Consider the following 1,457-nt stretch of genomic DNA (forward strand, 5'->3'; position numbering starts at 1 on the left):
CGGGCGGCTGCTCGCGGACGCGGTGGTCCGGACGCTCGCCGCCTGAGCCGAGCCCGTCCGGGCTTCACACCGGGGACATGAGCGGCATCCGCCCGGCCCGGGACGCGGCGAGGGCGCCGCCCGGACCGGACGACGCCCTCGTGCGCTGCGGCGAGCCGCCGCCGCGGTGCTCAGCTGATGAAGCGGATGTTCATCGGGTAGCGGTACCACTCGTACCGGCTCGTCGCGACGGCCGCGAGGATCGCGAAGACGATCTGCACGACCGCGAGCGGCAGGAACAGGATCGCCGCGATGCCGAGCGTCACGAGCGACGCGATGCCGACGACGACGTAGGCCACCAGGAGCGTGAGCTGGAAGTTCAGCGACTCCTTCGACTGGTTCTCGAGGTACGCGCCACGGCCCTTGAACACCAGCCAGATGACGAGCGGCGCGAGGAAGCCGACGCCGACGAGCGGCGCGAGGTGGCCGACGATCGCCCAGGTGCGCTCCTCGTCGGGGCGCAGCGGCGGGTTCGGCGCGGGGTAGGGCGCGGCAGGCTTGTCGTAGGTCATCGGACGAGCTCCAGGGCGAAGGGGTACCGGTACGTGCCGCCCTTGTTGACGGCGACGGCCGCGAGGATCGACAGCACGAGGCTGATGATGCCCAGGGCGATGCCCGCGATCCAGCCGACGAAGCCGATGTACGGCAGCGCGTCGACGATCCGCGCCGCGACGAGCCCGACGAGGAGCGTCAGCTGGAAGTTGAGGGCCACACGGGCCTGCTCGGCGGCCTGGCCGCCGCGCTCGCGGTGCACGAGCCAGATGACCAGGGCGGGCACCCAGCCGATGAAGGCGTAGGCGAGGATCCCGCCGAGGTGGGCGAGCGTCGCCCACGTGCGGTCCTGGTCGGTGCCGGCGGGACGGGGGGCGGGCGGGTGGTCGTAGGACATCGGGCTCCTCGTGCGGTGTCCGGGGGCGCTCGGCCTGCCCGGAGGTCGTCGCGCGCCTGGGACGTCCGACCAGGGGCCGGCGGTGCGCCGGCGGTGGTCCCGCGGTCGGTCACAGGCTCGCGTGCCGGGCCGCGGGGCGTGCGGGGGCAGCGTGAGCCTACCGACGCGGGCGCCTGCGCGCCCAGGGTTCCGCCGTCTCGCTCCGTGTCCGATCGGCGTAGTTCCTTGACATGCCGGGACGGCGCCGATTCGCTTCCCGGGAGGGCGAGCACGCCCGCGACCAGGGAGGCCACGCATGAGCGAGAACCCCGACGGCGAGCGCCGCGACGACGAGCCGCGGCCGGCCGTGCCGCTGGACAAGCCGACGACCCCGGAGCCCGCCGCGGAGCCGCAGGGCGGGTACCCGCCGCCGCCCACGGCCGGCTCCTACCCGCCGCCGCCTGCCGCCGGTGCGTACCCGCCGCCACCTGCCGCCGGTGCGTACCCGCCGCCGCCCGCGTCGGGCGGGCCGTCGCCGTACGGTCAGGGC

Annotated in this window: 3 protein-coding genes; 1 reads left to right on the forward strand and 2 read right to left on the reverse strand. The window is 75.2% G+C overall.

Translation table 11 applies throughout. The annotated features are described in order from the left end of the window. Nucleotides 1–170 precede the first annotated feature (170 nt). Both CBZ_RS18875 and CBZ_RS18880 read right to left on the reverse strand, forming a co-directional pair. Nucleotides 171–551 carry a DUF4870 domain-containing protein gene (locus tag CBZ_RS18875; protein WP_130782999.1) on the reverse strand — a complete coding sequence of 127 codons (381 nt, stop codon included), beginning with the start codon at nucleotides 549–551 and terminating at the stop codon, nucleotides 171–173. After that, the gene (locus tag CBZ_RS18880; RefSeq protein WP_130783000.1) at nucleotides 548–928 is read right to left on the reverse strand and encodes a DUF4870 domain-containing protein; all 381 of its coding nucleotides are present in this window, start codon (nucleotides 926–928) and stop codon (nucleotides 548–550) included. The genes CBZ_RS18875 and CBZ_RS18880 overlap by 4 nt, the downstream gene beginning before the upstream one ends. Nucleotides 929–1,223: 295 nt before the next feature. Here CBZ_RS18880 and CBZ_RS18885 point away from each other — a divergent pair. Next, on the forward strand, nucleotides 1,224–1,457 hold a 234-nt coding region (locus CBZ_RS18885; protein WP_373862203.1), incomplete at its 3' end, for a hypothetical protein.

The sequence above is a fragment of the Cellulomonas biazotea genome (genome assembly GCF_004306155.1).
In the GTDB taxonomy this organism is placed as follows: domain Bacteria; phylum Actinomycetota; class Actinomycetes; order Actinomycetales; family Cellulomonadaceae; genus Cellulomonas; species Cellulomonas biazotea.